Origin of the sequence: Sulfuritalea sp., from assembly GCF_017302275.1 — a bacterium.
GTDB lineage: Bacteria > Pseudomonadota > Gammaproteobacteria > Burkholderiales > Rhodocyclaceae > Sulfuritalea.
Window position 1 is genome coordinate 104,958 of sequence record NZ_JAFLDR010000005.1, and the last position, 26,572, is coordinate 131,529.

Consider the following 26,572-nt stretch of genomic DNA (forward strand, 5'->3'; position numbering starts at 1 on the left):
GGTCCGGCTTCAATAATTTTTCGTTAAAGAGTGAAAGTACTCGCCCTCGCACTTCAATCCAGCCCTCATCGCCTGCGTCAATATTTCCTATTGACCAAGCCGCGCGTGGTATCGCTGATCGTGTTCTGTGCAGTTATCGGCATGTTCCTCGCGGTTCCCGGCATGGTGCCTTGGCGCATCCTGCTTGCCGGTACGATCGGGATTGCGCTGGTGGCTGGCGCCGCCGCTGCGGCGAACTGCCTGATCGAACAGAAGATCGATGCGCTGATGGCGCGCACGCGCGGGCGGCCATTGCCGCTCGGCGAAGTCAATTCCCTGGAAACCGTCATGTTTTCCGGTGCCCTCGGCGGTGCCGGGCTGTTCCTGCTCTACACCCTGGTGAATCCCTTCACCATGTGGCTGACGTTCGCCACCTTCGTCGGCTATGCGGTGATCTACACCGTGTTCCTCAAGCCGAATACCTCGCAGAACATCGTCATCGGCGGCGCGTCAGGCGCCATGCCGCCCGTGCTCGGCTGGGCGGCCGTGACCGGCGACGCACCGGGCGAGGCATGGCTGCTGTTCCTGATTATTTTCGTGTGGACGCCGCCGCATTTCTGGGCTCTCGCGCTGTACCGCACCAAGGAGTATGCCGCCGCCGGCATTCCCATGCTGCCGGTCACGCATGGCGCCGAATACACCCGTCGGCACGTCTTTCTCTACACCGTCGGCCTGACGCTGGTGACCCTGGTGCCCTACGTCATAGGCATGTCCGGCGGTTTCTACCTGACCTGTGCCGTGCTGCTCGACGCCGTGTTTCTGGGCTACGCATGGCTGATCTGGCGCGACTATTCGGACGTCGTGGCGCGCCTGACGTTCCGCTGGTCGATCATCTACCTGGCGCTGCTTTTCCTGGCGCTGTTGATCGATCATTACCTGATCGCCTGATCGCGGGCGCATCCAGGTCCGCAAAGCGAAAAAGGCAACCCCGCCGACCGGGGTTGCCCTTCGTTCTTGCCTTAGTCGATCAGGCCGCCAGATTGCCCTTCATCTTCTGCATCGCCTTGGCTTCGATCTGGCGGATGCGTTCGGCCGAAACGCCGTACTCGGCAGCAAGTTCATGCAGGGTCGCTGCTTCCTCGCCGTCCGCGACCAGCCAGCGTCGCTGTACGATGGCGCGGCTGCGATCGTCGAGGCTGGCCAGCGCGGAACTCAGGCCTTCGTCCTGCAGGCGGTCATACTCCTTGCGCTCAAGGATAGCCGATGGCTCGACGCTGCGATCCGCCGCCAGATAGGCAATGGGTGCGTAGCTGTCTTCGTCGTCGTCATTGAGCGGTTCCAGCGAAACGTCAGCGCCGGTCAGACGCGTTTCCATCTCGATGACCTCTTCAGGTTTGACCCCCAACTGCTTGGCAACGGCAACCACCTCGTCCGCACCCAAGGTATTGAATCCCTGACGCGAATTCTCGTCCTGCGCCAGCGAAGCCTTGATGCTGCGCAGGTTGAAGAACAGCTTGCGCTGCGCCTTGGTCGTGGCGATCTTGACCAAGCGCCAGTTCTTCAGGATGTATTCGTGGATCTCGGCCTTGATCCAGTGCATCGCGAACGACACCAGACGTACCCCGCGGTCGGGATCGAAACGCTTGACGGCCTTCATCAGGCCGATATTGCCTTCCTGGATCAGGTCCGCATGGGGCAAGCCATAACCCAGATAACCGCGAGCAATTGCGATCACCAGACGCAGGTGCGAAGTGATCAACTGACGCGCCGCATCAAGATCGTCTTCGTCACGAAAACGGCGGGCAAGCCGCTGCTCCTCGGCTTCGCTAAGAATCGGAACCCGATTCGCGGCCGAAACGAAAGCCTCAATGCTGCTGCTCGCGGCAATCACCGGCAGATGGTCAAGAGACAGGGTATGGCTCACTTTGCAACCTCCTTGGACACAATATTAGCACTCAAAACCTTAGAGTGCCAAAATTGGCGGAAGTTCCCGACAAATTTTGTCGGACATACCGAAGTTTCAGACTTTGGGCGGAGCGCCGGGGGGGCGCTTGGTTTTCTTGAAGAAGCGTTTGGACGGCTTGGAACCGGGGACTGCGTCCGGTCGCCTTTGCTGGTCCGGGCGTCGCCCCTGAGCTTGTCCGGCGCCCTGTCCGGGTCCCTGACGCCTCCCGGATTGTTCGGTTTGCGAACCCGACTGTATGCGATTGCCGGGTGCCAGACAGATTTCAAGTTCGATAATCTCGTCCCAGATGGCGTCGGTGCGCTGATGATCGGGTATGGCCAGCAATTCGCGCAGGCGACGCCGAGGATCAGGGGCCGGCGGCTCCTGACGTACGGGCTCGGCGGCTTGTTGCGCGCCAGGCGCGGCGTCACTGGCCGGCTGCTCGGAGGGAAGCTCTTCGTTCATTATCCTATTATCGCCCGAATATGGAATTCCGTTTCAGTGTTGTCCTTCACGTCGGTTCGGGGCGGGTTTTTTTGCCACGGCCGGGACGGATAGTCAATGCTGCCGCGCTGGGTCGCCGAGCCGCGGCCGTCAGCACGAATCCAGATGCCGTCCCAACGAGATGTTCGCACCCAGCCAGCCAAGCCCGCCGGCGACTGCCAGCAGCAGTGCCGAATCCATCGCGCTGAGGGGCTGCAGGCTCAGGGTCAGCTCATACAATTTCGCCAGGTCCGCGATCGGGGCTCGCAACCAGAGAGTCGCGGCCGTCGTGACGATCCAGGCAACCACCCCTCCGCCCAACCCAAGCAGTACGCCATGGTAAATGAACGGGCGCCGGACGAAGCTTTCCGTTGCGCCCAGAAGGTCGCTGACCTCGATCTCGGCACGGTGGACCAGCAACTGCATGCGAACGATGCTGAAGCAAATCGCGATGAGGCCGGCACCCAGAAGGGCTCCCAGCAGCAATACGGCGTTGCGCCCCAGCCCGATCAGCGCTTCGAGCCGGCGTACCCAGGCCGAGTCGAGCTGCACGTGCGCCACGCCGTCCCAGCGGCGGTACTCGGCGGCGAGGCGTTCCATGGATTCCGGACGCTCGTCCGTGACGCTGACCACGAAGGCATCGGGAAAGGGGTTGCCCGGGAGTACCTCGATCGCTTCGCGCAGGCCGGGATTGGCCTTCATGCGGGCAAGCGTCTCTTCGCGCGGGACGAAGCGCGCCTGCTTGACGCCTGCGGCCCCGCCCAGGCGCGATCCGACTTCCGTCGCGGTCGCACGGTCGGCATTGACCGACATGAAAACGGAAATCTGTGGCGCGGCCGAGACCCTGTCCGTCAGTTGTCGCGCGTTTGCCAACAGCATCTGGCCGCCTGCGGGAAGAGCCAGCGCGACCCCGATCGCAAGGACGAAGAGCAGGCTGTTGAGGGGCACGGCCAGCAAGCGGCGCCACGCCAGCACGGCGGCATCCCGGTGATGGAGCAGCCAGACCTTCATGTCCGCAGTCGACCGTGGTCAAGGTGCAGGCGCCGCGCCGCGGGAAACAGTTCGTGCGCATAGGTGGCGATCAGCATCGTGACGCCGACCTGGTGGAAGTCATGGAAAATCCGCGCCACGTCGTTTGCGGTTTCCGCATCAAGGTGCGCGGTCGGTTCATCCGCCAGTAGCAGGCCGGGCCGGCCCACGACGGCGCGGGCAATCGCCAGCCGTTGCTGCTCGCCGCCGGACAGCATGACCGGCAGGGCCTTTTCGCGCTTGCCGAGTCCGACCTTGTCGAGCGCGGCGCGCACCCGCTGGGCCGCTTCGCGTGGCGGGAAACCGGCGATCGACAGCGGGAGCATGACGTTCTGAAAGGCGTTGCGATCGAACAGCAGTTTCTGGTCCTGGAAGACCATCCCGATCCGGCGGCGCAGGAAGGGCAGCGCCGCCCGCGATAGTCCACTCAGGTTCTGGCCACCCACCAGTACCGCCCCGGACGTAGCCTGCTCGATGGCAGCTACCAGCTTCAGCAGCGTCGATTTACCGGCGCCGGAATGACCGCCGACCAATACCATTTCGCGCTCCGCGACTTCGAAGCTGACCTCGGACAGCGCATCGACTCCGGGCGGGTAGCGCTTCGCCACGCGATCGAAACGGATCACCGTCAGGATCCCAGCAGCGCTTCGACGAACTCTCCGGCGCGAAACGCCTGCAGATCGTCGATTCCCTCGCCGACGCCGATGAAACGCACCGGCTTCGGGCATTGGCGCGCAATCGCCGCCAGCACGCCGCCCTTGGCGGTGCCATCGAGTTTGGTGATGACCAGCCCGCTGACGCCGATCGCCTTGTCGAAGGCCTTGACTTGCTGCACCGCGTTCTGGCCGATGTTTGCATCCAGTACCAGCAATACCTCATGCGGCGCGGAGGCGTCGGCCTTGTTGATCACGCGTCGGACCTTGGCGATTTCTTCCATCAGGTGCAGTTGCGTCGGCAGTCGGCCGGCGGTATCGGCGAGCACGACATCGAGCTTGCGCGCCCGGGCCGCCGTGATCGCGTCGAACACCACGGCCGCCGGATCGCCGCCGTCCTGTGCGATCACGGTGACGCCGTTGCGGTCGCCCCAGGTCACCAGCTGTTCGCGTGCGGCGGCGCGGAAGGTGTCGCCGGCCGCGAGCAGCACGCTCTTGCCTTGCGCCTGGAAATACTTGGCCAGTTTGCCGATCGAGGTGGTCTTGCCGGCGCCGTTGACGCCGGCAATCATGATCACGAAGGGCTGGTGGCCGTCGGCCTGCAGCGCTTGTTCCAGCGGCGCGAGCAGGGTTTGCAGCGCCTCTGCCAGTGCCTTGCGCAACTGGGCGGGAGTCTCCAGCCTGTCGCGCTTGACGGTCGCCTTAAGTTCGGCAAGCAGCCATTGGGTCGCATCGATGCCGCAATCGGCCATCAGCAGCGTCGATTCCAGCTCTTCCAGCAGTTCGTCATCGATTCTGGCGCGGCTGAAGAGTTCGCCGAGCGGCGTATTGAGCGTGGCACGGGTACGCGATAGGCCCGCCTTGAGTCGTTCGCTCCATGACGGGCGCGGCGTGGCCGGGGCGGTAGCCTGAGCGGTGGGGTCGTCCTTCGATTTCAGGAAACCAAACATGCGGAATGCGGTCCGAGGCGGGAGCCGCTAAGATGCGGGACCCGGAGATTTTAACAGATGCCTTTTTTCAGCCCACGCGGCACACGCCGCCGCCATCCGACATGAAACCACTGTTTTTTGCCTGCGCTGCGCTGGCTGTTGCCGTGGCGCCAGCGCCGACTTTCGCCAATCCGTTCGAAACGAAACTCGCCAACGGCCTGCGTGTCATCGTCAAGGAAGATCCGCGCGCGCCGACTGCCGTGCACATGGTCTGGTACCGCGCCGGCAGCATGGACGAAAAGGATGGCACCTCGGGCGTCGCCCACGTGCTGGAGCACCTGATGTTCAAGGGCACCAAGACGCTCAAGTCCGGCGAATTCAACAAGCGCGTGGCAGAGGCCGGCGGCCGCGACAACGCCTTCACCAGCCGCGACTACACCGCCTATTTCCAGATCGTACCCAAGGGCGCCCTGCCGGAAATGATGAAGCTCGAAGCCGATCGCATGGCCAACCTGACGCTGGATGCGAAGGAGTTCGCCGCTGAGATCAAGGTGGTCATGGAGGAGCGTCGGCTGCGCACCGACGACAATCCCCAGGCACTTGTCTATGAAGCCCTGAACGCCGCGCTGTTCCAGGCCCATCCGTATCGGCGTCCGATCATCGGTTGGATGGACGATCTGGAGAACATGACCTGGCAGGACGCGCGCGACTGGTACCGGAAATGGTATGCGCCGAACAATGCCTATGTCGTGATCGTGGGTGATGTCGATCATCGCGAGGTGTTCCGCCTGGCGCAGAAGTACTACGGCTCGCACAAGGCGCAGGCTCTGCCCGAGCGCAAGCCGCAGAACGAGCCGGCGCAGGCTGGCCAGCGCCGCCTGAGCGTCAAGGCGCCGGCCAAGCTGCCCTATCTGGCGATGGCGTGGAAGATGCCGAAACTGCGCGACGTGCGCCAGGATCGCGATCCCTATGCGCTGGAAATGCTGGCGGCGGTGCTCGACGGTCACGACGCTTCGCGCTTCTCGAAGAACCTGGTGCGCGGCAGTCGCATCGCCCAGTCCGCCGGCGCCGGCTACGATGGCACGCTGCGCGGCGAAGCGACTTTCATCCTTGATGGACAGCCGGCGGAAGGCAAGACCATCGCCGAACTGGAGGCGGCGCTGCGCGCCGAACTCAAGCGCATCCAGGACGAGGGCGTGTCGGCCGAGGAACTGGAACGGGTCAAGACCCAGGCCATCGCTTCGCAGATCTACAAGCGCGATTCGCTGATGGCACAGGCCATGGAAATCGGCGGCATGGAGGCGGCGGGCGTGTCCTGGCGCGACATCGATGTCCTGCTCGACCGGCTCAAGGCCGTCAGCGCCGACGACGTGCAGGCCGTGGCGAAAAAATACTTCCCTGACGATGCCCTGACCGTCGCCGTCCTCGATCCGCAACCGCTCGACCAGAGCAAACCGAAGAAGCCCGTCGCGGCCGCGAGGCACTGATGAAGCAAAGCAAATTCCTGATCGCGATTCTCCTGGCCTGCCTGGCATCGAGCCTGGCCCTCGCCGGCGTCAAGATTGAACACTGGGTCGCTCCGTCGGGAGCTCGGGTGTTTTTCGTCGAAACCCGCGTGCTGCCCATCCTCGATGTGCAGATCGACTTTGCCGCCGGCGGCGCCTTCGTTGCGCCCGCCAAGGCCGGCCTGGCCGGCCTGACGCGAGGCCTGCTGGAAGCGGGTGCGGGCGAGCTCGACGAGGAAAAGATCGCCGGGCGCCTGGTCGACATCGCTGCTCGCATCGGCGGCGGTGCCGACAGCGACCGCGCCAGCGTCAGCCTGCGCACGCTTTCGGCCAGCAAGCAGCGCGAAGCCGCGCTTGACCTGATGCGCACCGTGTTGTCAGCGCCGACTTTTCCGCAATCGGTGCTGGAACGTGAAAAGGCCCGCAGCATCGCCAGCATTCGCGAGGCCGAAACCCGCCCCGACGCCATCGCCGGCAAGCGCTTCGCCGCCGCGATCTATCCCGACCATCCCTATGGCATCAGCCCCACGGTGGAGTCGGTCAGCGCGATCACGCGCGAGGACCTGATCGCGTTTCACCGCCAGCACTACGGCGCGAAGGGCGCCATCGTGTCCATCATCGGTGACGTCTCGCGCGCCGAGGCGGAGGCGATCGCCCAGCGCCTGACCGAAGCGCTGCCGCCGGGCGGCGGCGCGCTCGTGCCGCCGCCGGTGAAGAAGCCGCAACGCGCGACGATCAAGGTGGACCACCCCGCCGCGCAAAGCCATGTCCATGTCGGCCTGCCCGCCATCAGTCGCGGCGATCCGGATTATTTTCCTCTGCTCGTCGGCAACTACACGCTCGGTGGCGGCGGCTTCGTCTCGCGCCTGATGAAGGAAGTCCGCGAAAAGCGTGGCTATGCCTACAGCGTGCATTCCTACTTTTCGCCGCGCAAGCTGGAAGGCCCGTTCGAAATTGGCCTGCAGACCCGGCGCGACCAGGTGACTGACGCGCTCAAAGTGGTCGACTCGGTCCTCGGCGACTACATCGCCAAGGGGCCGACGCAGCGCGAACTTGCTGCCGCGAAGAAGAACATGGTCGATGGCCTGGCACTGCGCATGGACAGCAATGCCAAGCTGCTCGGTTACCTGTCGGCGATCGGCTTCTACGGTTTGCCGTTGAGCTACCTCGACGATTTCCCGGCCAAGGTCAATGCGGTCACCGTCGAGCAGGTCAAGGCCGCCTTTTCACGCCACGTCAAGGCGGAAAACCTTGTCACTGTGGTGGTTGCGGCGGACTGAGCCCGGCGTTTCGCCGTGAGTCGCATCCGTATCACCGGCGGCGAATGGCGCAGCCGCCTGGTCCAGGTGGCCGATGCGCCGGGCCTGCGGCCGACGCCGGACCGCGTGCGCGAAACCCTGTTCAACTGGCTCGGCCACGATCTGGCCGGCCAGAGCTGCCTCGACCTGTTTGCGGGCAGCGGCATCCTGGGCTTCGAGGCGGCATCGCGCGCTGCGGACTACGTCGCCCTGGTGGAGCGTTCGAAAACCGCGTTTGCCGTGCTGAAAAAGCACGCGGAAATGTTCGCCTGTCCGCGCGTCGAACTGTTTTGCTGCGATGCGCTAAAATTCGACGCTCCGTCCGGTCGGCGTTTTGATTTGATTTTTCTTGATCCGCCTTATGGGCAGGGTTGGCTGGCCGGGGTAGAGTCGCGTTTGGCCGAGCTGGCCGCGCCTGGGGCGCGGCTGTATGCAGAGGCCGAAAAACCGCTGGAAAGCTTGGGGCACTGGTCGGTGACCAAAAGAGGTCGTGCCGGCCAGGTGTTTTTTCACTTGCTGGAGCAGGCATGAACAATTCCATCGCCGTGTATTCCGGGACCTTCGATCCGCTGACTCGCGGACACGAGGATCTGGTGCGACGCGCGTCCAGGCTGTTCCAGAAGGTCATCATCGCGGTCGCCGAGAGCCGCAAAAAGCAACCGATGTTCGACCTCGCCGAGCGGGTGGACATCGCGCGCCGGATACTCTCCGACTTTCCCAATGTCGAAGTGCAGGGTTTCGACAGCCTGCTGATGGATTTCGCGCGGGAAAAGGGTGCGTCGATCATCCTGCGTGGCCTGCGCGCCGTTTCAGATTTCGAGTACGAATTCCAGATGGCCGGAATGAACCGCAGCCTCTATCCCGATGTCGAAACCGTTTTCCTGACGCCCGACGAGAACTACATGTTCATTTCCGCCACCATGGTGCGCGAGATCGCAACCCTGGGCGGCGACGTCTCGAAATTCGTGCATCCGCTCGTCACGGAGCGGCTGAAACTCAAACTAAACTCCTGAGGAAGCTTCCATGGCCTTGATCATCACCGATGAGTGCATCAATTGTGACGTGTGCGAGCCCGAGTGCCCGAACAACGCGATCTCGCAGGGTGACGAGATCTACATCATCGATCCCAACAAATGTACCGAGTGCGTCGGCCATTTCGACACGCCGCAATGTCGCGAGGTCTGCCCGGTTGACTGCATACCTGACGACCCCAACCATCCGGAAACCAAGGACCAGCTGATGGCGAAGTTCCTGCAGCTGACCGCCAAGTAATCCGGCGGGTCATAGCCGCTAGCGCTGGCAGGCGGCGCAGAAGAACGTGGCGCGCTGGCCCTGGCGCAGTTCCCGGACGGGACGACCGCAGACGCGGCAGGCTTCGCCGCAGCGGCCATAGACAAAATACTGCTGCTGGAAATACCCCGAACTTCCATCCGAGTGGATGAAGTCGCGCAGGCTGCTGCCGCCCGCGTCTATCGCCGCGGCGAGGGTAGACTTGATCGCCGGCACCAGGCGTTCCAGGCGCCGCAATGAAATTCGGCCCGCCGCCCGGCGCGGGTCGATGCCGGCGCGAAACAGGCTTTCCGATGCATAGATGTTGCCGATGCCGACCACCCGGTGGCTGTCCATCAGCGTCGGCTTGATTGCCGCCGAAAGCCCCGCGAGTTCCTCCTTGAGCCAGGTGGCGCAGAATTCGTCCGACAGCGGCTCAATGCCAAGGACCGACAGCAGCGGATGCGCCAGCGGGTCTCCGGGAAGCCACAGTACTGCGCCGAAGCGGCGCGGGTCCCTGAGGCGCAGGGCGACGTCGCCGCCGTCGGCAGCGAACACCAGATCGAAGTGGTCGTGTTTGTCTGGTGGCAGTGCGGCGGAAACCAGGCGCAGGCTGCCGGACATGCCGAGGTGGACCAACAGGTGTCCGATGCCGAAGTCGAGCAATAGATACTTGCCGCGCCGGCTGACCGACACAAGCTGCCTTCCTGCCAGCTCGGGGCCGAGCCGGGCCGGCAGGGGATAGCGCAGGGCCGGCACCCGCGCGATCGCGTCGATGACGCGGCGGCCGGTCAGCGCAGGCGTGATGCCGCGTCGCGTGACCTCGACTTCGGGCAGCTCAGGCATGCCGGAACGCGCAGGAAAAATCTGGTGAAACTGCTAACATCTCCGCATTGTATGTGCTACCGGCGCTTGGTCGCCGCGTTCCCTCCAGGTGCCGCCGTCATGATTCTCTTTGCCCCTGTTTTCGCGCTTACGCTCACACTGGCCAGCGTCAGCGGGTGGGCGCAGGCGCCAGCGCCTGCCGTCGCGGATCCCGTGCCCAAGGTCGATCGCCTGCCCAAGCAGGAACTCACGGCGCAGATCCTCTACCAGTTCCTGCTCGCCGAAATTGCCGCGCAGCGTGGCCAGTTCGGGTTCGCCGCCGGTGCCTTCGTCGACCTGGCGAAAGGCACGCGCGACCCGCGGGTGGTGCGTCGCGCCGCCGAGGTGGCCTTTCATGCCCGCCAGTACGACGCGGCGCTGGAAGCCACGCGGCTATGGCTGGCGCTGGAACCGGATTCGCAGCAGGCGCGGCAGATGCTGTCGACGCTGCTGCTGGCCGGTGGGCGCATCGACGAACTGGCGGCCAGCCTGGCGCGCGACATTGCCGCGGCACCAAATGCCGGCGAAGGCTTGCTGCGGATCCTGCGCGCCTTTGCGCGCTATCCCGACAAGGCAATCGTGCTGCGCCTGATCGATAAATTGAGCGAACCCTACCTTGAACTTTCCGAGGCCCGATTCGCTCGCGCCCAGGCCGCCGCCGGTGCCGGGAATGTCGACCGGGCGCGAGCGGAAATCGACAAGGCGCTCGAATTGCGACCGGGCTGGGAACCGGCGGCCCTGTTCAAGACAGACCTGCTGCCCAAGGGAGCGGCGCAACTGGAATTCCTCAAAGGCTGGCTGACCGACAATCCGGATGCGCAACAGGCGCGACTGGGATATGCCAGGGGCCTGGTGGGCGAGAAGCGCTATGAAGATGCGCGCGTCGAGTTTCGTCGCCTGCTGGCCGCCAACCCCGACAATCCGGACATGCTGTATGCAGTGGGCGTGCTTTCGCTGCAGGTCGGCGACGCGGGCGATGCCGAGCAGCAGCTCAAGCGCTTCGTCGAGATCGGTCGTGGCGAGCAGAATCCAGCGCGCTTCTACCTGGGCCAGATTGCCGAGAAGGCAGGTCGCCTCGATGACGCCTTGCGCTGGTTCGACCAGGTCGGCGCGGGCGAACATGCGCTGCCTGCGCTGGTGCGCGCCGCCCAGGTCCTGGTACGCCAGAACAAGTTCGACGAAGCCCGCGAACGGGTCGTTCGGGCGCGTGCCGGCCAACCCGGTGACGTCCGCCTGGTGGTGGCCGAGGGGCATCTGTTGCGCGATGCCGGTCGGCACGCGGAAGCCTTTGCCTTGCTCGACAAGACGCTCGCATCGCAGCCCGACGATCCGGACATCCTCTACGAAACCGCCTTGGCCGCGGAAAAGATCGGCAACCTGGACTTGGCCGAACGTCACCTGCGCCGCCTGATCGTGCTCAAGCCCGAGTCGCCGCAAGGCTACAACGCGCTCGGTTATTCCTTCGCCGACCGCAACATTCGCCTCGACGAGGCGGTGCAGTTGATCGACAAGGCGCTGGTGCTGTCGCCCGATGACGGTTACATCCTCGACAGCAAGGGATGGGTGCTGTTCCGCCAGGGCAAGCTGGCCGCGGCGCTGGAAGTTCTGCAGAAGTCCTATGCCAAGCAGCCAGATGCGGAAGTCGCCGCCCACATCGGCGAGGTCCTGTGGGCCATGGGTCGCCGTGACGAAGCGCTGGCCATCTGGCGCGAGGCGAGCAAGGCCTATCCGGCGAATGAAGTGCTCTCCTCCACGATTAAACGCTTCGTTCCCTGAGCACATCAATGAGGGTCTGGCTGGCCTGGCTGGCCATGGTACTGCTGGCGGGTTGCGCCGGAGTGCCGGGCGGCGAACCGGACGCCGCGCTGGGGCCGCCGCTTGATGGTTTTTCCGCCGCAGGCCGGATGTCGCTGCGCCAGGGCGATCGCAGCGACCACCTGCAGTTCGATTGGCAGCATTCGCCGCAGCGCGACGTGATGGTGTTTTCGACTCCGCTGGGGCAGGGGTTGGCCGAACTCGGTCGCGATGCCGGCGGAGCGTGGCTGGCTTTGCCCGGCGCGCAAGAACGGCGCGCCGCCAACCTGGGTGAACTGGCGAAACTCGTTTTCGGCGCGTCCTTGCCGCTGGATGTGCTGGCGGACTGGTTGCGCGGAGCGCAACCCGAGCGCGAAGGCATTGCGGATGGATGGCGGATCGTGATTTCTGAAACCTTGCCGTATCACCAGCGCCGACTTCCGCGGCGGCTGGAAGTGCGTCGCGGCGACGTCGAACTGCGGATTGTGATCGACGCCTGGGGTCGCAATGATTGACTGGCATCGCGCGTGGCCGGCGCCGGCCAAGATCAACCTGTTCCTGCATGTGGTCGGGCGGCGCGCAGACGGCTATCACCTGCTGCAGACCGTTTTCCGCTTCCTCGATTTCGGCGATACCCTGCGTTGCGAGCCGCGCGCCGACGGCCGCATCGTTCTGGCCACTCCGCTGCCCGGCGTGGCGCCGGAAACCGATCTCACCGTGCGCGCCGCGACCGCCCTGCGCGCCGCGACCGGAGCTACCGCAGGCGTCACCTTGCACCTTGAAAAGCGGCTGCCGATGGGCGGCGGGCTGGGCGGCGGCAGTTCGGATGCGGCGACCACGCTGCTCGCGCTCAACCGCTTGTGGCGCATTAACCTGACATCGCCGCAACTTCAGCAGATCGGCCTCGCGCTCGGTGCCGACGTACCGATCTTCGTCCATGGCCGCAGCGCCTTTGCCGAAGGCATCGGCGAACGTTTCGCCGACGTCCGCCTGCCGTCCGCCTGGTACCTGGTGCTGGTCCCGGGCGTGGCGGTGCCGACCCCGGAGATCTTTCGTTCCCCGCAGTTGCGCCGCGACACGCCGGCGATCGCGGCGAGCGACTGGCGACCCGGCAGCGGCCACAACGACCTCGAACCCGTGGCCTGCGCGCTCTATCCCGAAGTAGGTCGCCACCTCGACTGGCTGCGACGATATGGTGACGCGCGCATGAGCGGTTCGGGCGCGTGCTGTTTCGTCGAGTTCGTGGACGAGGCGTCGGCGCGGACCGCATTTGCGGCGCTTCCGGCTGACATGCGCGGCTTCCTCGCGGCCGGATTGGACCGGCATCCGATCCAGGCCCTGGCCGGGGAGTGATGCCGGTTCGGAGTTCGTCGGCGCGCCGGGCCGCTGGTTTCTTCCGCGTTCCGTCCTGTCGCCTGCCTCCGCCGAGACTCCTCCGAGACTCCTCCGAGATTGACAGCGGGGGCGAAAACCCCGAAAATGCGCGTCCTTTCGACCTCCGCCCCCAAGGCAGAGACACGAAGTTGGGGAGTCGCCAAGTTGGTTAAGGCACTGGATTTTGATTCCAGCATGCGAAGGTTCGAATCCTTCCTCCCCAGCCAACCCTTCACGGATAGCGCCGGCGTTATTCCTCCTTCCGCTTGACCTGAGCAGACCGACATGGCCTACGACAGCCTGATGGTTTTTACCGGCAACGCCAATCCCAAGCTGGCGGCCGATGTGGTCAAGCGCCTTAACATCTCGCTGGGCCGCGCCAACGTCGGGCGCTTTTCCGATGGCGAGGTCAGCTGCGAAATCCTCGAGCACGTGCGCGGCCATGACGTGTTCGTGCTGCAATCGACCTGCAATCCGACCAACGACAACCTGATGGAACTGATGGTCATGGTCGACGCGCTGAAGCGTGCCTCGGCCGGGCGCATCACTGCCGCCATCCCCTATTTCGGCTACGCCCGGCAGGACCGCCGGACGCGTTCGGCGCGCGTCGCGATCACGGCCAAGGTGGTCGCCAACATGCTGCAGACCGTCGGCGTGCAGCGCGTGCTGACGGTCGACCTGCACGCCGACCAGATCCAGGGCTTTTTCGACATTCCGGTGGACAACATCTACGCCGCGCCCATCCTGCTCGGCGACATCTGGCGCCAGCGCCATGAAGACCTGCTGGTGGTGTCGCCCGACGTCGGCGGCGTGGTCCGCGCGCGGGCACTGGCCAAGCGCCTTGAATCCGACCTGGCGATCATCGACAAGCGGCGGCCGAAGGCCAACGTGTCGGAAGTCATGAACATCATCGGCGAAGTCGATGGCCGCACCTGCGTCATCATGGACGACATGGTCGATACCGCCGGCACCCTGTGCAAGGCCGCGCAGGCCCTCAAGGAGCATGGCGCCAAGCGCGTCCTGGCCTACTGTACCCACCCGGTGCTGTCGGGCAGCGCCGTGTCGCGCATCATGGGCTCGGAACTCGACGAACTGGTGGTCACCGACACCATTCCGCTGTCGGACGACGCGCGCGCCTGCGAGCGCATCCGCCAGATTTCGATCGCCGAACTGATGGCGGAGACCATGCTGCGCATCAGCAACGAGTCGTCCGTCTCATCGCTTTTCATGGATTGATTTTCCCCCTGGCCTGGTCGCGGGCGAGGGATTTCACCCTGGCAGTACTTAACGGAGCAAATCATGCAACTTGAATTCAATGCAAACAAGCGCGATGGACAGGGCACTGGAGCGAGCCGCCGCCTGCGTCGCACCGGCCGGGTTCCCGGCATCATCTATGGCGGCAGCGCGAAACCGCAGCAGATCGACATCGACCACAACGAGCTGTTCCAGCTGCTGCGCAAGGAGGCCTTCTATTCCTCCGTGCTTAACGCCAACGTCGAGGGCGCCAAGGAAATGTGTCTGCTGCGCGACGTGCAGCGCCACCCGTACCGCCCGGTCATCCTGCACGTCGATTTCCAGCGCGTCGACGCCACGCACAAGATCCACCAGAAAGTGCCGCTGCACTTCATCAATGCCGACATCGCTCCGGGCGTCAAGCTGGGCGGCGGCATGGTGTCGCACGTCATGAACGACGTCGACGTCAAGTGCCTGCCGGGCGACCTGCCGGCCTTCATCGAAGTTGACCTGAAGGATCTCGCTTCCGGCAATTCGATCCACGTTTCGCAGCTCGTTTTGCCCAAGGGCGTCGAGGTCGCGCATCACGGCGAAGGGGATCCGGTGGTCGCCACCATCATGATGAAGGGCGGCAGTGCGGTTGAAGAAGCCGAAGCCGCTCCGGTGGTCGTGGCGCCTGCCGCCGCGGCTCCCGCCAAGAAGGCCGAGCGCGTCGACAAGAGATAATCCTTGCAGGCACGTTTGCGCCTGATCGTCGGCCTCGGCAACCCCGGGGCCGAATACGCTGAAACCCGGCACAACGCCGGGTTTTGGTTTTGTGAGCGCCTGGCGCGCGAACTCGGTGCGTCCTTCACCCGCGAATCGCGCTACCACGGCTTTGTCGCCAGGTTGCGGCTGGATGGCGAGGATCTTTGGTTCTTGATGCCGCAGACCTTCATGAACCGTTCCGGCCAGGCGGTGCGCGCGCTGACCCAGTTCTTTCGCATCGAAGCCGCGGAAATACTGGTGCTGCATGACGAACTCGACCTGCCGCCGGGCCAGATGCGGCTCAAGTTCGGCGGCGGCCTCGGCGGTCACAACGGTCTCAAGGACATTACCGCGCACCTCGGCACGCAGGACTACTGGCGCCTGCGCATCGGCATCGGCCACCCCGGCGACCGCGACGAAGTCGTGAACTACGTGCTCAAGCCGCCGCGCCGCGAGGAGTGCGAGGAAATCGACGCGGCGCTGGACCGTGCGCTGCTGGCCTGGCCGACGCTGGCGAAGGGCGAGTTCAACGCGGCGACGCAGAAGATCAATACCGTGCCCAAGTTGGCACCCAAGGAAACCCCATGAGCCTCAAATGCGGCATCGTCGGCTTGCCCAACGTCGGCAAGTCCACCCTCTTCAACGCGCTGACCAAGTCCGGCATTGCGGCGGAGAACTATCCCTTCTGCACCATCGAGCCCAACGTCGGCATCGTCGAAGTGCCGGATGAACGGCTCAAGGCGCTCTCGGCGATCGTCAAGCCGCAGAAGATCCAGCCTGCCATCGTCGAGTTCGTCGACATCGCCGGCCTTGTCGCCGGTGCCAGCAAGGGCGAGGGCTTGGGCAACCAGTTCCTCGCCAACATCCGCGAGACCGACGCCGTGGTGCACGTCGTGCGCTGCTTCGCTGACGACAACGTGGTGCACGTTGCCGGCCGCATCGACCCGCTGCACGACATCGAGGTGATCGATACGGAACTGGCGCTGGCCGACATGGCGACGGTGGAAAAGGCGCTCAATCGCTACACCAAGCAGGCCAAGGCCGGCGGCGACAAGGAAGCCAAGCTCCTGGCGGCTGTGCTGGAGAAATGCATGGCGCAACTCGACCAGGGCAAGCCGGTGCGCGCGCTCGACCTGTCGAAGGAAGAGAGGGCCAACCTGCGCCAGTTCTTCCTCATCACCGCCAAGCCGGTGCTCTATGTGGCGAACGTCAAGGACGACGGGTTCGAGAACAACCCGCACCTCGACGTGGTGCGCGCCCATGCCGCCAGGGAAGGCGCCGACGTGGTGCCGCTGTGCGCCGCGATCGAAGCCGAGATCGCCGACCTCGAGGACGACGAAAAGCAGATGTTCCTCGCCGACATGGGCCTCGAGGAACCGGGCCTCAACCGCCTGATCCGCGCCGGCTACCACCTGCTCGGCCTGCAGACCTACTTCACCGCCGGCGTCAAGGAAGTGCGCGCCTGGACCATCCACAAGGGCGACTCGGCGCCGCAGGCCGCCGGCGTGATCCACACCGATTTCGAAAAGGGCTTCATCCGCGCCCAGACCATCGCCTTCGAGGACTTCATTGCCTGCAAGGGCGAGGCGGGTGCCAAAGAAGCCGGCAAGATGCGCGCCGAAGGCAAGGACTACGTCGTCAAGGATGGCGACGTCATGAACTTCCTGTTCAACGTCTAAGGCCCCGAAAGTCTTGTCTCCGGCTCAGCCGGAGACGGTGTCCCCCGAAAGTCGGCGCCCCACGGGGACCTCCTATGGTCGCTGGCGGCACGGCGTGTTGCCAGCCTCAGGCCGGATGTTTATTGCGTTCGCGCTGTCGGTTGGCGACCGTCTGGGTGATGTCGGTGATAACCCAGACAGTCTGCCCGGGCCTGCCGGTCATGCGGCGCCCGGACAGTTCCGCCCAGAACTGCCCGCCGTCTGCGCGGCGCAGGCGGTACATGCCGTTCACCGGGCTCCCCGATTCGAGCGCCCGCGTGTGGTCGGCGAGAAACAGCCCGGCCTCGGCCTGGCCGACGAAATGCTGGTCGAGCCTTGAGCCGGAAAGGTCCTGCAGGCGGCGGCCCAGCAGTTCGCCCAGCCGCATGTTGCATTTGGCGATTTGACGGTTATCGAGCACGGCGATGCCACTCGGCGAGGAATCGAAGATCGCCTGCTGTTCGGCCAGCAGGATGTCCGCTTCGGCGCTGTGCCGCAGGATCCGCGTCGCTGACTGGTAGAGCGTGCGTTGCACGATGATGAACACCGCGATGCAACTGGCGGCCGCGATGACCGGCCACTGCGCGCCGGTACCGAGGGTGAGGACATAGGTGGCGACCGCCGGCCCCAGGATCGGAATGATGAAAAGCCAGAAGGTGACGTTGCTCACCGCGACGAAGACCGAACCGGTAAAGGCCGTGATCACCGCCATCATGGCGACGAACATCTGCGCATCGGGGTGGGTCGCGGGCGGGTAGAGCGGGCCGAACAGTGCGCCCCAACCCAGGCTGGCGAGCATCGCGCCGGTGGCGAACGACCATTCCCAGCGGCGAACAGAGGCGCCTTGCCGCTCGGCCTTGCCGAACATGTACCAGAGCCAGGCCTGCATTGCCGAGACCGAAAGCATGTAGGCGGTCCATTGCTTGAGCAGTTCCAGGCCGGTCGTTTCGAACAGCACCAGGAAACAGAGGAAGATCCCTATCAATGCGGCGACGATGCCGGACGGCAGGCGACTGTAGAGCATCTCGACGCGGCGCACTTCCGCGTCGTCGCCGCTTCCGGGGGGCGGGTCGTTGTTCATGGCCGTTTTTCCCCGGCGATCGGACTCATGGCACGGCTTGCCCGAGGTCAGGCGACTCCCTGCTGCCCTGCAATCTCGGCGCGCACCGTATCCATGTCGAGCGCCATGGCCTGTTCGATGAGCTGTTCGAAGGCGGGGCCGGGCAGTGCGCCGGCTTCGGAATAAATGATGATCTGGTCACGGAAGATCATCAGCGTGGGGATCGAGCGGATGTTGAAGGCGCCGGCGATTTCCTGCTGTTCCTCGGTGTTTACCTTGGCAAAGACGATTTCCGGCTGCTTTTCCGAGACGGCTTCGAAGGTAGGCGCGAAGCCGCGGCAGGGCGCACACCAGGGTGCCCAGAAGTCTACGATCACGGTGGCGTTGTCGTTGATGGTCTGTTGAAAGTTTTCGGTGTTGAGTTCCAGCGTGGCCATGGGCGGCTCCCAGATGAATTGAATCGCTTGAATCCTACCGTTTTGCCCGATGCCGTGCTATCACTCTGCCCAATGATTGCCCTCCCGCTTCCTTATCGTGGCCGCTTCGCGCCGTCGCCCACCGGGCCGCTGCATTTCGGCTCGCTGGTGGCCGCCACCGGATCCTTCCTCGAGGCCCGCAGTCGCGGCGGCGAGTGGCTGTTGCGCATGGAAGACGTGGATCTGCCGCGCTGCTCGACGGCGGCGGCCGACGAGATCCTGCACACGCTTGAAGCTTTCGGTTTTGCCTGGGACGGAGAGGAGGTCTGGCAGAGCCGGCGTGGCGCGGCGTATGCCGCTGCGCTGGAACGCCTGCGGGCGGCGCGCCGGGTGTTCCCCTGCGCCTGCACCCGTCGCGAACTGGCCGACTCGGCCATCGCTCCCGACGGCGCCGCCATCTATCCCGGCACCTGCCGCGACGGCCTGCCGTCAGGTCGCACGGCGCGATCCTGGCGGCTGCGCGTGGGCGACGCCCGCGTCGGCTTCGACGACGCGATCCAGGGGAGGATCGAAAGCGATCTGGTGCGCGAGGCAGGCGACTTCGTCCTCTTGCGCGCCGACGGCCTGCATGCCTATCAGCTGGCGGTGGTGGTGGACGACGCCGCGGCCGGCATCACCGACGTGGTGCGCGGCGCCGACCTGCTGACATCGACCGCGCGCCAGATCTTCCTGCAACAATGCCTGGGGTTCGCGACACCTTCCTACGCCCACCTGCCGGTGGTGGTGAATGCCGCCGGCGAGAAGTTGTCCAAGCAGACCCTGGCGCCACCGCTGGATGCCCGACATCCGGCGCAGGCCCTGGTTGCCGCGCTGCGCTTCCTCGGTCAGGCGCCGCCCGCCGATCTGGCCCTGGCCGGAGTCGATGACGTCTGGCGCTGGGCGCTGGCAAACTGGCGCCTGGATCGCGTGCCGCGCGGGCCGTTGCCGTTCCCGGTGGCATAATCGGCCACGGACAGGAGGTGTGCCACATGCTCGTCGATGACGTTGCCGGTTTGCGCCGGGTACTGCAGGGCAATCGGGTGATCGCCGTGGTCGGCCTCTCGCCGAGCTGGAATCGTCCCAGCTATTTCGCCGCCAAGTACATGCTCGAACACGGTTATACGGTGATCCCGGTGAATCCCTCCGCGCCGGAGATACTCGGCCAGAAGAGCTATCCCGACCTCGCTTCGATTCCCGTCGAAGTGGACATGGTCGACGTGTTTCGCAAGGCGCAGGATGCCGGGCCGATCGCCGACGAGGCAATTCGCATCGGCGCCAAATGCCTCTGGCTGCAACTCGGCGTGATCAACCGCGAAGCGGCCGAACGCGCCGCAACCGCCGGGCTCGACGTGGTGATGGACCGCTGCGTGAAGATCGAATACGCGCGCCTGTTCGGCGGCCTCAACTATGCCGGTGTCAATACGCGCGTGATCTCGTCCAAACGGCCGCCCTGCCCGCCGCTGATGCAATAGGGGCTATTTCCCCGGGGCGTTGCCCCAAAGTACCTTGTGCAGTTGCAACTGGAAACGCAGCGGCAGGCGATCTTCGAGGATCCACTGCGCCAGTTGCGCCGGATCGATCTGGCCCTGCACCGGCGCGAACAGCACTGGACAGCGCTCGAAAAGTCGGCGCTGGCGACACGCGGATACGGCCCATTCGTAGTCCTCGCGCGAGGCGAGGACGAATTTCAGTTCGTCGTCGGGCGCCAGCAGGTCGATATTTTCCCAGCGGTTCTTCGCAGACTCGCCCGAACCGGGGGCCTTGAGGTCGACGATGCGCGCCACGCGCGGGTCGACCGCGCCGATGTCGAGCGCGCCGCTGGTTTCCAGCGAGACCGAATGGCCGGCGTCACACAGTGCGGCCAGTAGCGGCAGGCAGGCCTTTTGCGCGAGCGGTTCGCCGCCGGTGACGCAGACCGTGGCGCAGTCGAAGGCGGCGACCCGCTGCAGGATGCCCTCGATGGCCAGCAATTCGCCGCCGCTGAAGGCGTAGGCCGTGTCGCACCAGGTGCAGCGCAGCGGGCAGCCGGTGAGGCGGATGAAAACCGTGGGCAGCCCGACGCGGCTGGATTCGCCCTGGATGGAATGGAATATCTCGGTGACGCGCAACGCGGCATTTGCCGCGGAACCCGATGTGGCCGGCACTACTTCTTCTTCAGGCGCAGCTTCGCCCGTTTTCCCGGCTCGCTGTTGGGATAGCGCTCGGCGAGTTGCTCGAGCGTCGCCCGGGATGCCTTCCAGTCCTTCAACGCGTCGAAGCTCGCGACCCGGCTTTCGAGCGCGACGGGCGCCCGCTCGTCATTGGGCCAGCCGGTGGCGAACTTGCCAAACAGCTCGGCCGCCACCGCGTGGTCCTTAGCCTGGCTGTGGGCGTAGGCGCCCCAGTAGTGCGCCGAGGCGGCGAGGCTGCCGCTCGGATACGTCTTGATGAAGCCGCCGAAAGCGGTCGCCGCTTCCTTGAATTTGGCGGCCTTGAGCGCCGCCAGGGCGGCTTCGTAATCCCGCGTTTCCTGGGCCGGGTCCACCTTCGGCGCTTCCACCTTGGCTTCGACCTGCGCCTGTTCGAGCTTCCTCAGGCGATTGTCGAGATCGACGTAGAAATCCTTCTGGCGCTTCTGCGCGGCGTCCAGTTCGTGGGTCAGGACTTCGATCTGGCCACGCAGCCGGGCAAGGTCGGCCTTGATCGATTCGACCTGGTTGGCGAAGTCGATCTGGTTGCGGCTGACGACGTCGAGGCGCTTGCCGAGCTCGGCCAGTTCGCCGCGTACTTGTCCGCGCAGCTGCTCTATCCGTTCGCGGGCCTCTTCGTCGTCGAACACGCCCGCCGCGGCGGGCAGGGGCAGCGCGGCCGCGAGCGAAAGGGCCGTCAGCAGCGCGGCCAGGCCAAGGCGCATGCTCAGAACTCGCCCGAGTAGAGCATGTCGCCGCGCCGGTTCTTCGCCCAGCACTCCTCGGTGGCGTCGGTGCAGGCCGGCTTTTCTTCACCAAGGCTGACGGCTTCGAGCTGGTCTTCCCTGCCGCCGAGCAGCGCCAGCGCCTTGCGCACCGCGTCGGCGCGCTTTTGCCCCAGCGCCAGGTTGTATTCGCGGCTGCCGCGCTCGTCGGCGTTGCCCTGGATCAGCATCTTCATCTTCGGGTTGGCGGCGAGGAATTTGGCGTGGGCGGTCAGCAGGGACTGGAATTCGTCCTTGACGACGTAGCTGTCGTAGTCGAAGTAGATGCTGCGCTTCGACAGCGGGCTCTTCGGATCCTTCAGCGCGGCGATGCCGTAAGGATCGATCGCCGGTCCGGGCGTGACCGGCTTGACGGCCGGGGTTTCGACCTTGACGCCGGACGGCGTGCGCGACTCGACGCCGGCGGGGTTCTGTTCGGGCGCCGGCGGTTGCGAACCGCAGGCGGCCAGCAGCAGGGTCAGGGCGGAAAGAAGCGGAAGGGTGAAGTGGCGTGCGCGCATGATGGCTTCCTTGTGATGGCGGCTGCGGATTTCTGTCGAGACCTATCGGACCAGCGGACCCCAGGCGGGTTCCCGCACGTCGGCGGCCTGCACGGAGAGCTTCTGCTTGACGCGGCCGTCGCTGGAGACCGCCGCCAGCACGCCGCGCCCGCCGATTTCGGTGGCATAGAGGATCATGCGGCCGTTGGGCGCGAAGCTGGGCGACTCGTCCTTGGCCGAATCGGTGAGGATCATCGTCTGCCTGGTCGCCAGGTCCATCAGCGCCAGCTGGAAGCGGCCGCTGTTCCGGGCGATGAAGGCCAGGCTCTTGCCGTCCGGGGACAGGCGTGGCGTGACGTTGTAGCTGCCCTCGAAGGTGACGCGCTCCGCGTTGCCGCCGGACGTTGCGATGCGGTAGATCTGCGGGCTGCCGCCGCGGTCCGAGGTGAAATAGATGTGCTGGCCGTCGGGCGACCAGCGCGGTTCGGTATCGATGCCGGAGGAAGTGGCGATGCGCGTCACGCCGCTGCCGTCGGCGTTGACCACGTAGAGCTGCGACGAGCCGTCCTTGGTCAGCACCACGGCCAGTTGCTTGCCGTCGGGCGACCAGGCGGGCGCCGAGTTGGAACCCTTGAAGTTGGCGGCGACATGGCGCCGGCCGCTGGCCAGGTCATGGACATAGACCACCGGCTTCTTGGCCTCGAACGAGACGTAGGCCAGCTTGCCGCCATCCGGCGACCAGGTCGGCGAGATGATGGGCTCGCGCGAGGCCAGCGCGGCCTGGTCGTTGCTGCCGTCGGCGTCGGCGATCTTCAGCTCGTAGCGCCCGGTGCTCTTCACCACGTAGGCGATGCGCGTCGAGAACACGCCCGGCTCGCCGGTGAGCTTCTCATAGACATAATCGGCGATGCGATGCGCCGTCGCGCGCAGTTGCGCACCGGTGTGAAGGAAGGCCGGATTGCCCAGTATCGCCTGCTTCTGCACGTCGGACAGGCGCATGCGGGTTTCGTAACGGCCCTGCTCCATGCCGGTGACACTGCCGCCGACCACGGCATCGGCACCGCGTGCCTTGAGGTCGTCGAAGGGCGGCGTGGCGCTGTCGGCCAGCGGGCTGCCGGCATCGACCAGGCGGAACAGGCCGCTGCGTTCCAGGTCGGCGCGCACCACCGAGGTCAGGGCCTGGGCGACGATTCGCTCGCCGGTGAAATCGGCGATCGCCACCGGCAGGCGGTTCGTCCCGGCACCGGTGATCTCGACCGTGAGCTGCGCATGCGCTGCGAGCGAGAACATCAGGGCGGCGCAGGCGGGAATCAGACGATGGGATTTCATCGCGGGAATTATAACGCCTGGCTTTCCGCCCCCTCGCCGGGGGGAGCTTCAATCAACCAGGGGTTTGAAGCGCAGTTCGAGCGACCGCGAAAACAGGTCGGCCGGTTCCGGCTTGGGTAGCGGGTTCGATTTGAGGATGGCGCGTTCGATGGCGGCATCCAGCGCGGTATGGCCGGAGGAGCGCTTCAGGCGCACGGTGACGATCTCGCCGCTGGGCAACTGCGTGACGTCGAACACGGCTTCGGGGTTGCCCTTGACCTCGGGCGGTACCACGATATTGCCGCGGATCTTGCCGCGGATGCGGCCCAGGTAGTCGGCCATCGCCTTGTTGCGCGAGGCGGCGGCCTGGCTTGCCTTCATTTGCGCCAGCTCCTGCGCGGCACTGTCGACCTGCTTGCGCTGCGTGAGCTGTTCCGCCTCGCGTTTGAGCTGTTCCTGGAACGGGTCGACGCGCGCCGGCGCGGGTACCGGCTCCGGTTTCGGCGGCGGCTTGGGCTTCTCCTTTTCCTTGATCGCGATGTCCGGCTTGGGCGGCGGCGGCAGCGGCTTCGGTTCCGGCACCGGGACCGGTGTTGGCGCCGGCTCGGGAGTCGGCGCTGGTGGCACGGCAATCGGCGCGGCCGGGGCCGGTGCGGGCACGGCACGTACCAGCTCGACTTCCACCGCGTCGGTGGACTTGGTCTGCCAGCGCACGCCGTAGAACAGGAAGCCGGCCAGCACCAGATGCACGGCGATCGCCAGCGCGAAGGAAATGCGTTTGCCGGCCTTGTTGGCCGGCGGCCGGAGCGGGGAATCCTTGCTCAATTACTTCACCTGCTGAGCCATCACCGGCTGCACGAGGAGCCCGATCTTCGTTACCTGCTGGCGCTGCAGTTCGTCCATGACGGCCAGCACCGCTTCGTACCTGACGCTCTTGTCGCCGGCGATCAGCACCGCCTGCTGGGGATTGGCGGCCTGCGCCCGGCGGATCCTGGCCGCCAGGTCGGCGCGCGCCACCATCTGTTCGGCGCCGCCCCTGGCGCGATCGCGGATGGCCAGCGAGGCGTCGGCCTTGATGATGACTTCCAGCGGCGCCACCGGCGGCTGGCTGCTCTTGCCGACGCTGGGCAGGTCGACACTGCCGGTCTGGATCATCGGTGCCGTGACCATGAAGATGACGAGCAGCACCAGCATCACGTCGATGTAGGGAACGACGTTGATCTCGTTCATGAGTCGCCTTTGTCTCATTGGCAAAGCTCAATGAGACAAAGGCGACTCATGACCCACTGCTGGGCAATCCCCCCATCCCCCTTTCCGGGAAAGGGGGTGACTATTTTTGCGCCGCTGGACGCGGCGATTTCAAGCACGGAAACCCTCATCGCATCTGCCGCTGCAGGATGTTGGAAAATTCTTCCATGAAGCTTTCGAAGCGCACGGCGAGGCGGTCGACGTCGTGGGCGAAACGGTTGTAGGCGATCACGGCCGGGATCGCGGCGAACAGGCCGATGGCGGTGGCGACCAGCGCCTCGGCGATGCCCGGGGCGACCGCCGACAGCGTGGCGGTGCTCATGTTGGCCAGGCCGCGGAAGGCGTGCATGATGCCCCACACCGTGCCGAACAGGCCGACGTAGGGCGAGACCGAGCCAACCGAGGCGAGGAAAGCCAGGTGCGCTTCGAGGTCGTCGATCTCGCGCTGGTAGGTGGCGCGCATGGCGCGCCGCGCGCCATCGACCACGGCGGTCGAATCAAGCACCTTCTGCCCGCGCAGCTTGCTGTATTCGCGGTAGCCGGCCTCGAAGATGCGTTCCTGCGCGCCGCTGTGGTGGCGGTCATTGACGGCGCTCTGGTAGAGCGCGTTGAGGTCGCCGCCGCTCCAGAAGTCGCGCTCGAACTTGTCCGTCTTGCTGCGCGCGTCGCGAATGGCGAAGGCCTTGCGGAAGATCCAGTACCAGGACGTCAGCGAAACGAGCGTCAGCAGCAGCATCACCAACTTGACCACCAGGCTGGCGTGGAGGATGAGTTCGATGATGGAAAGGTCTTGGGTCACGTTCATTGCGGGGCTTCCTGCAGTGCGGACGGTTGTCGGTGGATGGCGCGCGGCATCGGAATCGCCCCGCCCCGCACCGGATCGATGCAGGCGACGCGTATTTTCGCACCAAGCGGGGCGCGAATGAGCAAGGCGACGTTCAAGGTCTTGCCTCGACCAGGTCGAAGATCCACTTGCGCCGGACCTCCCAGGCGTAGCGTTGCGGGACGCTGGAACTCACCGGCAGGCTTACCTCCAGATGCGCGCTGCCGGTGCCTTCCCTGGCCTGTGCCAGGACCACCCGTTTCACCTCCGCGTAAATCGCGCGACGGCTATCGAGGGGCAGGTCGCCGCCGGCATGTCGCATGAGATCGTGCTTGATGTTGGCGTAACAGAAGTTGATCCGATGGTTCAGCGGGCGGTCCTTGATCTCGTAATGCCGGGTGCGCAACTCGTGATCGTGGTCGATTGCCGTGAAGTGTTCGCCGGGAAAGCCGGCCGCGCGCACGCCGGCCATTTCGAGGCGGACATACAGGTCGTCGTCCATGTAGCTGACGCCTTCGAATGCCTCGTCATAGCCCCCGACGGCCGCGAAGTCCTGCCGTGCGCAGACGAAGCTGCCATAGGCGCCGAAGCTGACGGGTTGCGGGCGCAGATAGCGGCCGCTGCCGAGCAGGGGCAAAGCGCTTGCCATGAAGGCGTCGCCGACCAGGATGTCGGCATCGACCAGGCATAGCCAGGGGGCGCCGGCGATCGCGGCGCCCAGGTTCTGCGCATGGGATTTGTGAAACACCGGCGCGTCGGTGACCCGCAGCAGCCTCACCCCGGGGTAGTTGGCGCTTACCCAGTCCGCGGCGCCGTCGGGACAGTCGTAGTCGACCACGATGCATTCGGAATCGGGCTGCGCCACCATGCGTGGCAGGGTTTGTCGCAGGTGGTCGAGGCGCCCCTTGCAGGTGGTGACGAAGCTCATTGCCGGCATGGCGTGGCCCGCCGCCCTTCAGCCCGCGGGTCGCGCGCGACGCGACCGGTTCTTCATGCGCGACCGGCTTGCGGTCATGACGCCGCGTCCAGCAGGGCGGAAACCTGATCCAGGATCGCATCCGGCATGCGAATCGGCTTGCCCCGCACCGGGTCGATGCAGGCGACGCGGACCTTGGCCTCGAGCAGCAATTCCGTGCCGCGCAGGACGCGCTGGACGAAGACCATCTGTGCCCGGCCCAGCGAGGCGACCGCGGTTTCGATGGTCAGCAGGTCGTCGAGGACCGCCGGCTTGAGGTAGTCGGCGCTGACGGCACGCACCGCGAACGCCACGCCTTCCTTCATGAGCACGTTCTGGTCGTGTCCCAGGGCGCGCAGAAATTCGGTGCGTCCGCGCTCTATGTAGCGCAGGTAGTTTGCGTAATACACGATGCCGGCGGCGTCCGTGTCTTCGTAATAGACGCGCAGCGCCAAGCTGTGGATCGGCTTTGCCGGCGCGGTGTGTTTCATC

The 26,572-nt window shown here is 65.3% G+C and carries 33 protein-coding genes and 1 tRNA gene; 16 read left to right on the forward strand and 18 right to left on the reverse strand.

Going from position 1 to position 26,572, the window contains the following annotated elements; genetic code table 11:
• Positions 1–30 precede the first annotated feature (30 nt).
• On the forward strand, positions 31–927 hold the full coding sequence (gene cyoE, locus J0M27_RS04245; protein WP_294987791.1) for a heme o synthase: 897 nt from the start codon (positions 31–33) through the stop codon (positions 925–927).
• A 79-nt stretch (positions 928–1,006) separates the two neighbouring features.
• Here the strand turns inward: cyoE and rpoH are convergent, their stop codons facing one another.
• From rpoH to ftsY, 5 genes are all read right to left on the reverse strand, one after another.
• On the reverse strand, positions 1,007–1,903 hold the full coding sequence (rpoH, locus tag J0M27_RS04250; protein WP_294987793.1) for an RNA polymerase sigma factor RpoH: 897 nt from the start codon (positions 1,901–1,903) through the stop codon (positions 1,007–1,009).
• Between the two features lie 96 nt (positions 1,904–1,999).
• A complete protein-coding gene (locus tag J0M27_RS04255; RefSeq protein ID WP_294987795.1) occupies positions 2,000–2,389 on the reverse strand; it encodes a hypothetical protein in 390 nt (129 codons plus the stop codon).
• 129 nt (positions 2,390–2,518) lie between these two features.
• Positions 2,519–3,418: a permease-like cell division protein FtsX gene (gene ftsX, locus J0M27_RS04260; protein WP_294987797.1), complete on the reverse strand. Its 900-nt coding sequence runs from the start codon at positions 3,416–3,418 to the stop codon at positions 2,519–2,521.
• Positions 3,415–4,062 carry an ATP-binding cassette domain-containing protein gene (locus J0M27_RS04265; protein WP_294987799.1) on the reverse strand — a complete coding sequence of 216 codons (648 nt, stop codon included), beginning with the start codon at positions 4,060–4,062 and terminating at the stop codon, positions 3,415–3,417. The genes ftsX and J0M27_RS04265 overlap by 4 nt, the downstream gene beginning before the upstream one ends.
• A 2-nt stretch (positions 4,063–4,064) precedes the next feature.
• Positions 4,065–5,039 (reverse strand): signal recognition particle-docking protein FtsY, encoded by a 975-nt coding sequence (gene ftsY, locus J0M27_RS04270; protein WP_294987801.1) that lies wholly within the window; start codon positions 5,037–5,039, stop codon positions 4,065–4,067.
• Between the two features lie 101 nt (positions 5,040–5,140).
• On the opposite strand from ftsY, the gene J0M27_RS04275 reads away from it, so the two are divergent.
• From J0M27_RS04275 to J0M27_RS04295, 5 genes are read left to right on the forward strand one after another with little or no spacing between them, the layout of a single operon-like run.
• Positions 5,141–6,505, forward strand: a complete 1,365-nt coding sequence (locus J0M27_RS04275) for a pitrilysin family protein (RefSeq protein ID WP_294987803.1) — start codon at positions 5,141–5,143, stop codon at positions 6,503–6,505.
• Entirely contained in the window at positions 6,505–7,803 is a 1,299-nt protein-coding gene (locus tag J0M27_RS04280; protein WP_294987805.1) for a pitrilysin family protein, read from the forward strand. The genes J0M27_RS04275 and J0M27_RS04280 overlap by 1 nt, the downstream gene beginning before the upstream one ends.
• 15 nt (positions 7,804–7,818) lie before the next feature.
• Positions 7,819–8,352 (forward strand): 16S rRNA (guanine(966)-N(2))-methyltransferase RsmD, encoded by a 534-nt coding sequence (rsmD, locus tag J0M27_RS04285; protein WP_294987807.1) that lies wholly within the window; start codon positions 7,819–7,821, stop codon positions 8,350–8,352.
• Entirely contained in the window at positions 8,349–8,834 is a 486-nt protein-coding gene (gene coaD, locus J0M27_RS04290; protein WP_294987809.1) for a pantetheine-phosphate adenylyltransferase, read from the forward strand. The genes rsmD and coaD overlap by 4 nt, the downstream gene beginning before the upstream one ends.
• A 10-nt stretch (positions 8,835–8,844) precedes the next feature.
• Positions 8,845–9,093 carry a YfhL family 4Fe-4S dicluster ferredoxin gene (locus tag J0M27_RS04295; protein ID WP_294987811.1) on the forward strand — a complete coding sequence of 83 codons (249 nt, stop codon included), beginning with the start codon at positions 8,845–8,847 and terminating at the stop codon, positions 9,091–9,093.
• Between the two features lie 18 nt (positions 9,094–9,111).
• Here J0M27_RS04295 and mutM read toward each other — a convergent pair whose 3' ends face one another.
• Positions 9,112–9,936 carry a bifunctional DNA-formamidopyrimidine glycosylase/DNA-(apurinic or apyrimidinic site) lyase gene (mutM, locus tag J0M27_RS04300; protein WP_294987813.1) on the reverse strand — a complete coding sequence of 275 codons (825 nt, stop codon included), beginning with the start codon at positions 9,934–9,936 and terminating at the stop codon, positions 9,112–9,114.
• A 99-nt stretch (positions 9,937–10,035) separates the two neighbouring features.
• Here mutM and J0M27_RS04305 point away from each other — a divergent pair, with 99 nt between their 5' ends.
• From J0M27_RS04305 to ychF, 8 genes are all read left to right on the forward strand, one after another.
• Positions 10,036–11,730: a tetratricopeptide repeat protein gene (locus J0M27_RS04305; protein WP_294987815.1), complete on the forward strand. Its 1,695-nt coding sequence runs from the start codon at positions 10,036–10,038 to the stop codon at positions 11,728–11,730.
• 8 nt (positions 11,731–11,738) lie between these two features.
• Positions 11,739–12,263, forward strand: coding sequence for an outer membrane lipoprotein LolB (locus tag J0M27_RS04310; RefSeq protein WP_294987817.1), 525 nt, complete (start codon positions 11,739–11,741; stop codon positions 12,261–12,263).
• Positions 12,256–13,101 carry a 4-(cytidine 5'-diphospho)-2-C-methyl-D-erythritol kinase gene (gene ispE, locus J0M27_RS04315; RefSeq protein ID WP_294987819.1) on the forward strand — a complete coding sequence of 282 codons (846 nt, stop codon included), beginning with the start codon at positions 12,256–12,258 and terminating at the stop codon, positions 13,099–13,101. The genes J0M27_RS04310 and ispE overlap by 8 nt, the downstream gene beginning before the upstream one ends.
• A 171-nt stretch (positions 13,102–13,272) precedes the next feature.
• Positions 13,273–13,349 (forward strand) — tRNA-Gln (locus J0M27_RS04320).
• A 58-nt stretch (positions 13,350–13,407) separates the two neighbouring features.
• Complete coding sequence (locus J0M27_RS04325; protein ID WP_294987821.1) at positions 13,408–14,358, forward strand: ribose-phosphate diphosphokinase; 951 nt, start codon at positions 13,408–13,410, stop codon at positions 14,356–14,358.
• Positions 14,359–14,421: 63 nt separating this feature from the next.
• Positions 14,422–15,081: a 50S ribosomal protein L25/general stress protein Ctc gene (locus J0M27_RS04330; RefSeq protein WP_294987823.1), complete on the forward strand. Its 660-nt coding sequence runs from the start codon at positions 14,422–14,424 to the stop codon at positions 15,079–15,081.
• Between the two features lie 3 nt (positions 15,082–15,084).
• A complete protein-coding gene (pth, locus tag J0M27_RS04335) occupies positions 15,085–15,690 on the forward strand; it encodes an aminoacyl-tRNA hydrolase (protein ID WP_294987824.1) in 606 nt (201 codons plus the stop codon).
• Complete coding sequence (ychF, locus tag J0M27_RS04340; protein ID WP_294987826.1) at positions 15,687–16,781, forward strand: redox-regulated ATPase YchF; 1,095 nt, start codon at positions 15,687–15,689, stop codon at positions 16,779–16,781. The genes pth and ychF overlap by 4 nt, the downstream gene beginning before the upstream one ends.
• Positions 16,782–16,887: 106 nt before the next feature.
• Here ychF and J0M27_RS04345 read toward each other — a convergent pair whose 3' ends face one another.
• Together J0M27_RS04345 and trxA are read right to left on the reverse strand one after the other, a co-directional pair.
• Positions 16,888–17,880 (reverse strand): PAS domain-containing protein, encoded by a 993-nt coding sequence (locus J0M27_RS04345; RefSeq protein ID WP_294987828.1) that lies wholly within the window; start codon positions 17,878–17,880, stop codon positions 16,888–16,890.
• A 47-nt stretch (positions 17,881–17,927) separates the two neighbouring features.
• Positions 17,928–18,296: a thioredoxin gene (trxA, locus tag J0M27_RS04350; protein ID WP_294987830.1), complete on the reverse strand. Its 369-nt coding sequence runs from the start codon at positions 18,294–18,296 to the stop codon at positions 17,928–17,930.
• 72 nt (positions 18,297–18,368) lie between these two features.
• Between trxA and gluQRS the strand changes: the two genes are divergently transcribed.
• Both gluQRS and J0M27_RS04360 read left to right on the forward strand, forming a co-directional pair.
• Positions 18,369–19,277 (forward strand): tRNA glutamyl-Q(34) synthetase GluQRS, encoded by a 909-nt coding sequence (gluQRS, locus tag J0M27_RS04355; RefSeq protein ID WP_294987832.1) that lies wholly within the window; start codon positions 18,369–18,371, stop codon positions 19,275–19,277.
• A 26-nt stretch (positions 19,278–19,303) separates the two neighbouring features.
• The gene (locus J0M27_RS04360) at positions 19,304–19,786 is read left to right on the forward strand and encodes a CoA-binding protein (RefSeq protein ID WP_294987833.1); all 483 of its coding nucleotides are present in this window, start codon (positions 19,304–19,306) and stop codon (positions 19,784–19,786) included.
• Between the two features lie 3 nt (positions 19,787–19,789).
• On the opposite strand, the gene queE is transcribed toward J0M27_RS04360, so the two are convergent.
• From queE to ybgC, 10 genes are all read right to left on the reverse strand, one after another.
• Positions 19,790–20,458: a 7-carboxy-7-deazaguanine synthase QueE gene (queE, locus tag J0M27_RS04365; protein WP_294987834.1), complete on the reverse strand. Its 669-nt coding sequence runs from the start codon at positions 20,456–20,458 to the stop codon at positions 19,790–19,792.
• On the reverse strand, positions 20,458–21,207 hold the full coding sequence (locus tag J0M27_RS04370) for a YbgF trimerization domain-containing protein (protein ID WP_294987835.1): 750 nt from the start codon (positions 21,205–21,207) through the stop codon (positions 20,458–20,460). The genes queE and J0M27_RS04370 overlap by 1 nt, the downstream gene beginning before the upstream one ends.
• A gap of 2 nt (positions 21,208–21,209) precedes the next feature.
• Positions 21,210–21,767, reverse strand: coding sequence for a peptidoglycan-associated lipoprotein Pal (pal, locus tag J0M27_RS04375; protein ID WP_294987836.1), 558 nt, complete (start codon positions 21,765–21,767; stop codon positions 21,210–21,212).
• Between the two features lie 42 nt (positions 21,768–21,809).
• Positions 21,810–23,075 carry a Tol-Pal system beta propeller repeat protein TolB gene (gene tolB / locus J0M27_RS04380; RefSeq protein ID WP_294987837.1) on the reverse strand — a complete coding sequence of 422 codons (1,266 nt, stop codon included), beginning with the start codon at positions 23,073–23,075 and terminating at the stop codon, positions 21,810–21,812.
• A gap of 48 nt (positions 23,076–23,123) precedes the next feature.
• Positions 23,124–23,879, reverse strand: coding sequence for an energy transducer TonB (locus J0M27_RS04385; protein WP_294987839.1), 756 nt, complete (start codon positions 23,877–23,879; stop codon positions 23,124–23,126).
• Positions 23,880–24,284 (reverse strand): protein TolR, encoded by a 405-nt coding sequence (tolR, locus tag J0M27_RS04390; RefSeq protein ID WP_294987841.1) that lies wholly within the window; start codon positions 24,282–24,284, stop codon positions 23,880–23,882.
• Between the two features lie 145 nt (positions 24,285–24,429).
• A complete protein-coding gene (tolQ, locus tag J0M27_RS04395) occupies positions 24,430–25,107 on the reverse strand; it encodes a protein TolQ (protein ID WP_294987843.1) in 678 nt (225 codons plus the stop codon).
• Complete coding sequence (locus tag J0M27_RS04400) at positions 25,104–25,244, reverse strand: hypothetical protein (protein WP_294987845.1); 141 nt, start codon at positions 25,242–25,244, stop codon at positions 25,104–25,106. The genes tolQ and J0M27_RS04400 overlap by 4 nt, the downstream gene beginning before the upstream one ends.
• Positions 25,241–26,062 (reverse strand): glycosyltransferase family A protein, encoded by an 822-nt coding sequence (locus J0M27_RS04405; protein WP_294987847.1) that lies wholly within the window; start codon positions 26,060–26,062, stop codon positions 25,241–25,243. Before J0M27_RS04405 ends, J0M27_RS04400 begins: the two co-directional genes overlap by 4 nt.
• Before the next feature lie 74 nt (positions 26,063–26,136).
• The gene (gene ybgC, locus J0M27_RS04410; protein WP_294987849.1) at positions 26,137–26,571 is read right to left on the reverse strand and encodes a tol-pal system-associated acyl-CoA thioesterase; all 435 of its coding nucleotides are present in this window, start codon (positions 26,569–26,571) and stop codon (positions 26,137–26,139) included.
• Between the last annotated feature and the right edge of the window lies 1 nt (position 26,572).